Source organism: Pelovirga sp., assembly GCF_059864205.1.
The window spans coordinates 1-7,836 of the sequence record NZ_JCBCBS010000175.1 but is presented as its reverse complement, the minus strand read 5'-3'; the positions used below and the strand labels follow the sequence as shown (position 1 = coordinate 7,836).

At 55.5% G+C, this 7,836-nt stretch carries 6 protein-coding genes; all 6 read right to left on the bottom strand.

The genetic code is table 11. From position 1 onward, the window contains the following. The coding region (locus tag AC6F7T_RS11180) for a 3-hydroxyacyl-CoA dehydrogenase NAD-binding domain-containing protein (protein ID WP_500718872.1) at window positions 1-412 on the bottom strand (412 nt) is incomplete at its 3' end. Beyond that, window positions 409-2,244: an AMP-binding protein gene (locus tag AC6F7T_RS11175; protein ID WP_500718870.1), complete on the bottom strand. Its 1,836-nt coding sequence runs from the start codon at window positions 2,242-2,244 to the stop codon at window positions 409-411. The genes AC6F7T_RS11175 and AC6F7T_RS11180, both read right to left, overlap by 4 nt. A 309-nt stretch (window positions 2,245-2,553) precedes the next feature. Further along, window positions 2,554-4,884: an MMPL family transporter gene (locus AC6F7T_RS11170; RefSeq protein ID WP_500718868.1), complete on the bottom strand. Its 2,331-nt coding sequence runs from the start codon at window positions 4,882-4,884 to the stop codon at window positions 2,554-2,556. 25 nt (window positions 4,885-4,909) lie between these two features. Next, window positions 4,910-5,854: a YCF48-related protein gene (locus AC6F7T_RS11165; RefSeq protein WP_500718867.1), complete on the bottom strand. Its 945-nt coding sequence runs from the start codon at window positions 5,852-5,854 to the stop codon at window positions 4,910-4,912. Between the two features lie 192 nt (window positions 5,855-6,046). After that, window positions 6,047-7,408 (bottom strand): DUF1329 domain-containing protein, encoded by a 1,362-nt coding sequence (locus tag AC6F7T_RS11160; protein WP_500718865.1) that lies wholly within the window; start codon window positions 7,406-7,408, stop codon window positions 6,047-6,049. A gap of 158 nt (window positions 7,409-7,566) precedes the next feature. Further along, the coding region (locus AC6F7T_RS11155; RefSeq protein ID WP_500718863.1) for a DUF1302 family protein at window positions 7,567-7,836 on the bottom strand (270 nt) is incomplete at its 5' end.

Sequence of the window (7,836 nt, the reverse complement as noted above, 5' to 3'; positions counted from 1 at the left end):
AACCGCTGGTGTTGGAGGTGAGGATTGCTCCCGGCGCCAGATGGGGGATCAGTTTTTCGAGCAACTGTTTTTTGATCGGCAGATGTTCGATGACAACCTCAATCACCCAATCACAATCCTTGAGTTGCGGCAGATCATCCTCGAGGTTACCGACGCTGATGCGCCCGGCATATGCCGGCAGGTAGAATGGGGCCGGTTTCATCTTCATCAGTCCGGCCAGCCCCTCAGCGGCGATCCGGTTACGCACCTGCGGACTCTCTATGGTCAGCCCCTGGGCCTTTTCGTTGGCATTCGGTTCTTTGGGGACGATGTCGAGGAGCAGGACATCGAGTCCGGCGTTGGCCAGATGGGCTGCAATGGTGGCTCCCATGACGCCGGCACCCAGAACGGCGACCTTTTTGATCTGTCTCATTGTTCACCTCCGTTGGCCAGATAGAGTGCTTCTATCTGCTCTTTGTGTATGGCGTAGATGTCCTTGCGTTTCTGTTTCATGGTCGGGGTTAACTCGCCTCCTTCAATGGAAAACTCCCGGGGCAGCAGGGCAAACTTTTTAATGGTTTGATAGGAGGGTTGGGTCTGGTTGAACAGATCAACCCGCTCTTTGAAGAGCTCCAGCACCTGGCGGTTGGCAACCAGCTCGTCGACCGCCAGGTAATCGAGCTTCTCCCGCTGGGCCAGTTCGATCAAGCGCTCAAGGTTCGGCGTCAATAGCGCGACCAGGTAAGGCTTGCGGTCGCCGTGAACGTAGACCTGGGAAATATATTTATCCAGCTTCAGGGCATTTTCCAGCGGCTGGGGGGCGATGTTCTTGCCGGCGGCGGTGATGATGATCTCTTTTTTACGGTCGACGATCGTGACAAACCCCTGGTCATCGATGGTGGCAATATCACCGCTTTTAAACCAGCCGTCAGCCATAGCGGCGGCCGTTGCCGCCTCATCTTTATAGTAACCCTGCATCACCTGCGGGCCCTTGATCAGCAGCTCGCCATCTTCAGCCAGTTTCAGCTGTGTCCCTTCCAGCGGGATGCCGACCGAGCCAAAGCGCAGATGTTGACGGTTGTTCAGGGTGACCGCCGGACTGGTTTCGGTCAGTCCATAGCCTTCAAAGACCGGCAGGCCGATAATCCACATGAACTCGTTAATGGTTTTGTCCAGCGGCGCTCCGCCGCAGATGAACGAGCGCAGGTTGCCGCCGAACTTTTCGCGGATCTTGCTGAATACCAGTTTGTCATAGATGCGGTATTTCAGCCCCAGCAGGCCCACCGGCTGATTGTTGATGTAGCGTCTGCGCACATATTCGCGCCCGATGTCAATGGCGCGGTGAAACAGATTGCGTTTGAAGGGCGAGCTCTGGTGGATGCTTTCGTAGATACGTGAATGGATTTTTTCGAACAAGCGCGGCACGCTGACGATGAAGGTGGGCTTGATTTCAAGGATGTTTTCAATAACGGTGTTAACGCTTTCAGCAAAGGCGATGTGACTGCCGAGGAGCAGGGCACTATGGTAGCCGGCGGTCCGTTCGAGGACATGACTTAAGGGCAGGAAGCTGAGAAAAACGTCTTCCGGATGGATGCCGCCAAGGTGCTGATGGCCGATGGTGGCATTGCTGAGCAGATTGTACTGGCTCAGCATCACCCCTTTGGGTTCGCCGGTGGTTCCGGATGTATAGATCACCGTCGCCAGACGGTCGGGCGTAATCGCATCAATCTCCTCTTCAATCTGGGTTTTCTCCTCTGCCGTCAGGGGGTGGGAAACCTCGGAAAGTTGATTGAGGGTGTAGACCGGGAGCTTGAGGTCACCGAGAAAGCGCTCGAAAGAAATAACCAGCTCAACCTGTGGTAGCTGATCGCGCACACCGAGAAGTTTTTCGTACTGCTGGCGCCCTGAGACAAAGACGATTTTCGCAGCGCAATGATTGATGATGTAAGCGGCCTGGGCGCCGGTATTGGTAGCGTAGATTGGAACACTTGTCCCTCCGGCGGCCTGAATACCGAAATCCGCAATGGCCCAGCCAATACGATTTTCGGAGAATATGGCGACATTATCACCGAACTGCATCCCGGCTTTACGCAGGCCGCGCGCCGTCATCAGCACCCTGATGTAGAATTGCTGATAGTTCAGGCTGATATAGCTGCCGCTGCGTTTATTGCTGAGGGCCGGCCTGGCGCCGTGGAGTTCAGCGGTTCGGCGCAGCATCTGCGGCAAGGATTGATAGGGACTGTTCAGATGAGGTGTGCTGGACATGATCTGAGCCTCTCCCGGAGATGATAACGCTGCGTCAATGCCAATCAGTTCGTGTCGTTGTTGTTCAGTCTATCTAACCTTAACGTTCACGTCAAATTAAAAATAAAACGTTTTTATATTTATTTGCACGGGTTTTTGTCACGCTGCTCGTGTCCCGTTTGGTTAGTCCGTTTAGATAATTCTGAGGTATTTTGGTCGTTGGCAAGGTTCGTCGACGCAGGTCTAGTCCCTGCGCTAAACCGAGGAGACGTAACGCAGCCAGCGGCCAAAAGGGCCAGAATTAATAGATGGAATTAACCAATCGGGGCACTAGGGTTGCGCGGCTTTGTTTTTGGGTAAGAGCAGGCAGGCCAGTGCCGGCAGCAGCAGGATAGCACCGAGCATGTTGACCAGAAACATGAAGGTCAACAGGATCCCCATGTCAGCCTGAAATTTGAGGGGTGAAAAAATCCAGGTGGCGACGCCGATGGCAAGGGTGACCCCGGTAAATACAACACCGTTTCCGGTGACCGCCAGGGCATGCAGATACGCTTGTTGCAGGGACATTTCCAGGTTCATGTTGCTGCGCAAACGGCTGAAAATATAGATACCGTAGTCAACTCCGACGCCAACTCCTAAAGCAACTACCGGCAGGGTCGAAACCTTCAGGCCGATTTCCAGCAGACTCATCAGCGCATAGGCGAGCAGCGAGACCAGCCCAAGGGGCAGGACAATACAGAGAACCGCCCTGATCGAGCGGAACTGGACATAGCAAAGCAGAATGACCGCACCAAAGACATAGAGCAGAATGGGAAACTGGGCCGCCGAGACCTCTTCATTGGTCGCTGCCATGACCCCGACATTGCCGGTCGCCAGACGAAAAGAGATGTTTTCATCGGCTTGTTGCCGGCGGTAATTTTTCACCTCCGCGACGATCCGATCAATGGTTTCGGCTTTATGGTCCTCGGTGAAGATCATGATCGGCATGACGCTGCAATCGGAGTTGAGCAAACGACTGCTGGTCGGAACATACCCAACCGCCTGCACCATGCTTGACGGATTGCGTGGTAACACCCGCCACTTAAGGCTGCCTTCGTTCCAGCCGGAATAGATGGTTTTGGCGATTCCCGGCAGCCCGACCACCGATTGCACTCCGGGAACATTGTTCATGTGCCAGGCAAAATCATCAATAGCGGTCATAATACCATGATCAATACAGCCATCGGCGTCGGTTTCGACGATCACTGACAGCAGATCAACGCCGATGGAAAAGTGGCTGGTAATGACCTCACTGTCGATGTTGTAGCGCGAATCGGTACGCAGTTCCGGTACGCCACGATGCATGTCACCGATCTTGACATCAGCGCCTTTCCAGGCGCCAAAAGCGAAAAGAACCAGGGCTATGCCGATGATGATGCGCGCCGGGCGCGGTTCAGCGGCTTGTTCAAAAAACCGCCACACCGGTTTGAGAACCTGAATCTGCTGATTGACCCGGCGATTATAGCGGTTACCGGTTCTGACATAGGAAAGCAGGATCGGAAGCAGAACCAGATTGGTCAGAATGATGGCAGCAACGCCAAGACTGGCAGTGACCGCCATCTCCTGGATCACCTGGATTTCGATCAGGCGGATGGTGATAAAGCCGATGGTGTCACTCGCCAGGGCAACAAAGCCGGGCAGCAGCAGTTGCCGAAAACTGGCCTTGGCGGCATCCATCCGCTCGGCTCCGGCCCGGACTTCGGCGGTGTTGGCAGTAATCATCTGCACCGCATGACTGACCCCGATGGCAAAAATCAGAAAAGGTACCAGCAGCCCCATGGGGTCGATTCCATAACCGAGAACCGGCAGCATGCCAAGTTGCCAGATTACTGCCGTTAGGGAACAGGCCAGGGGGATCAGGGTGAGGATCACTGAGCGGGTGTAGAGAAACACCAGGATCGTGGTGATGATAAAGGCGATCAGAAAAAACAGGACGACCCGCTGGGCACCATCGGCAATATCGCCGACCACTTTGGCAAAGCCGATGATGTGGACATCGATCCGGTCGCTCTGATACTGGTCGCGGATCTTTTCTTCGAGCAGGTGAGAGACGTGGATAAAGTCGAGCCGTTCGCCGCTGCCGGGATCAATTTCCAACAGTTCGGCGCTGATCATCGCACCACTGAAGTCGGTGGCGACCAGACGCCCGACGATGCCGGCTTTCAGAATGTTTTCGCGAACCCGCTCAAGACCTTCTTCCGTCGGGGTAAAGTTGGCCGGGACCACATTGCCGCCGGCGATGCCGTCTTCAACTACTTCGGTATAGCGAACATTGGGGGTGAACAGGGAGCTGACCTGGGAGCGATCAACGCCGGGGATGAAGAACACGTCATCGGTTGCCTGCTCAAGGATTTTGAAAAAATCGGCGGTAAAGATATCCCCCTCTTTGACCATCAGGGCGATCATCACCCGGTTAGCGCCACCGAATTCCTGACCATGCTCAATGTAGGTCTGCATGTACTCATGTTCGAGGGGGAGCAGTTTGGCAAAGCCGGCATCGATGCGCAACTGGCTGAGGGAGAACCCCATCAGCAGGGTAATAACCAGAAAAATTGCCAGCAGCAGGGGGCGCTTGCCGAAAACTAAAGATTCCAGCAGGTTGGTGATCCAGTCGCGTTTCATGTTTTTCTCTTGTCGAAAACTACGGTTAGCGGAGCAGGGATGACGGCAGCAGGGTGACACCAAAGTCGCCAACCGCAACGATCCGTCCGTCAGCCGTTGCCAGCAACTTGCTGAAACCCTTGCGCTCCGGCTCCTCGTGACAAATAACGCTTAAATCCTCTTCAGCAACCAGCAGTAGAGTGCCGCTTAGTCCCGCTATCACCAGGGTGCCATCGGTAAGCTGCACGGCGCTGTTCAGGCCGGCATCGGTGTCGGTGTCAAGCTGGATCCAGGTTTCCCCACCATCGTCTGAATGAAACAGATTGCCCCGTAAGCCAAACAGCAGCAGTTGATCATCGGCGAACGGAAGGAGGCCGAAAAACGAACCCTCATAGTCCGGATAAAGTTCATCAAAGGTTTCACCATTGTCTCTGGACTGGTAAACCATTCCCGCTTCAGCAGCGATGTAGATGGCCGCGCCGCTGGTGACGATGGCGTTCAGGTGCAAATCGTCTTCACTGATCCAGCGCTGTTCCCAGGTGCGGCCACCGTCCGTCGACGCAAAAAAGGTTCCGTAGGCACCGACGGCAAAGGCGGTATGTTCATCGATAAACAGAACATCCAGCAGTGGCGGCTGCTCGTCACGGTCTTCATAGACGAGTTCCCAGCGGTGGCCGCCATCTTCGGTGCGTAGAATGGTCAGGTCATGGCCGACTGCTAAGCCGTGCAGACGGTCGATAAAGGTCACGGCGGTGAGGGTTGCCCGGGTCGGCACGATGATCTGCTGCCAGCTCCGACCGTGATCGCTGCTACGCAGGACGTGCCCACGCTCACCAATAACGACCAGATCGTCACCCGCTTTTGCGCCCCCCAGCAGCAGGGATTGGGCCGCCAGACGGGCGGGAACCGAAGTCAGCTCGGCGGTGACAGAGATCGGCACCATGGTGAGGATCAGCAGGCAGATTAGACCGAAGAGGTGATTTTTTTTCATGACGCTGCTCATAACATTCCTGCTATGTCAATTGCGATGGGTTTGTCGGGGCGAAAAATATTTCACCCCTACGGCCTGAAAACAAGGGAGGAAATTGAATCCGTGTAGTAGGGGCGATTCGTGAATCGCCCCTACGGGATATGATCTGGTATATCGTCTGGGCAGGTTTTCTTGCCTGTCCCGATTCTATGATCAGCGCTGACCGGCGCGGCGCAGGGCCGCCTGGGAAAAGTCCTGCTCACTCAAGGTCACATCAAAATTATAGGTGGTCGACTCGTTGTCCATGCCGATGGCCAGATAGCGCCCCGACTGTAGATCATAGTGGGCTTCCACTGTCGTCCAGTAGGTCGGTACCTCGTAATAGTTGAGGCCGTGCCCTTCCGATACCCGCCACAGCTGGTCGCGGTTGTCGTAGAGGTCGGCGGTGACGATCTGCCAGGAATCTTCATCAATATAAAAGGTGCGCTTTTTGTAAAGATGGCGCGAGCCGTCACGCAAAGTCGCTTCGATGACCCAGACCCGATGCAGTTCATAGCGCAGATGTTCGGGGTTCAGGTGCAGCGGGGTCAGCACGTCGGCATATTTAAGCTGATTGCTGTGAAGCTTATAGCTGTTGTAGGGAACGTACAGCTCTTTTTTACCGATCAGTTTCCAGTCGTAACGGTCGGGAGCGCCGTTGAACATGTCAAACTGGTCGGTGGTGCGCAGGCTGTCGGAGGCCGTGCCGGGGTTGTCATAGGCGACATTGGGGGCGCGGCGGACGCGGCGTTGACCGGGATTGTAAACCCAGGCGCTGCGCGGTTCGGCCACCTGGTCGAGGGTTTCATGAACCAGCAGCACTTCACCGGCCAGGCGCGCCGGAGCGGTGACCTCCTGACGGAACATGAGGATGCGATTGTTCATCTTCTCTTCGGTCATCCCTTCCTGGGAATAGATCAGGCTGAACATGTCCTCAAACTGGACCAGGGTGTAGGCACCGCCGCGCGTCAATGCTGCCTGGGCAATGCTGCGGGTAGCAAAGGCGCCGCGATAGCGCAGCATGTGATTCCACAACACTTCAATACCGCTTTTGGGAATCGGGAAGGGGATGCCGATAACGGTACCTCTGACGCCGTCGCCATTGTTGACCAGTTCAGCGGTCCGCGCGACCTCTTTAGTGGCATCATAAATGCGCTGGGGCACTGAGGCACTACGGCGGGTCGGATAAACATTCATCTTAAAGGTATCGTAGTTTTCCAGCAGGGCCTGATGGCCGACGGTCAGTTGGTCACGATACTGTTCGATATTGGCGGCGGTGATGGTGAACTGGATCTGATCATTGGCATAGGGGTCAATATGGTGTTGGCCTTTGACATAACCGGCAGGTGGAGTAGTGATTCCCCCTTCCCAGGCGGGAATGGTACCGTCGGCGTTGCCGGCGCGTTCAGCGCCGAAGGGGGTCAGATCCTGCCCGAGGCGGGCGGCTTCTTCAGCGGAAATGGCGGCAAGGGAAAGTCCGGCTGTCGCTGTGACCAGCAGAACGGCGGCTATCAGGATGAATGCTTTTTTCAGCATGATGGTTGCTCCTTCAATTTAAGTTGTTTTGACTGGGGTGATCACAGATCCCATGTCAAGGGACGCTTTTCGTCGTCCATGACCGCTTGATTGTCGCCGTTCTGGCGACAAACACCCTTGTCATGGGACCTGCGATCCCCCGATGATCCTGCTCGTTATCAGAAAAAGTACTTGATCTCAGCGGCCAGAAAGTCACGGTCGTTGATCAGGTTGTAACGTCCGGCACCAAAGAAATCGGTGTAGCTGATATCGGCCATCCACTTGTTCTGATAGTTGGCGCCAAGGCCCAGGGTGATGGCTTTACGACCTTCAACAAAGTTGCCGCCGGGGCCGGGGGTTGTGCCGTTGACATCGTGCGCCCAGGCGACCCGTGGCGACAGGGTGACGGCACCGATGGCGTTGTTGAAATCGAGCTTGGCCACCATGCG

What these genes read in the sequence shown, in the direction of transcription:
- AC6F7T_RS11175 (WP_500718870.1), bottom strand. Translation starts at nt 2,244, where the DNA reads ATGTCCAGCACACCTCATCTGAACAGTCCCTATCAATCCTTGCCGCAG.
- AC6F7T_RS11170 (WP_500718868.1), bottom strand. Translation starts at nt 4,884, where the DNA reads ATGAAACGCGACTGGATCACCAACCTGCTGGAATCTTTAGTTTTCGGC.
- AC6F7T_RS11165 (WP_500718867.1), bottom strand. Translation starts at nt 5,854, where the DNA reads ATGAAAAAAAATCACCTCTTCGGTCTAATCTGCCTGCTGATCCTCACC.
- AC6F7T_RS11160 (WP_500718865.1), bottom strand. Translation starts at nt 7,408, where the DNA reads ATGCTGAAAAAAGCATTCATCCTGATAGCCGCCGTTCTGCTGGTCACA.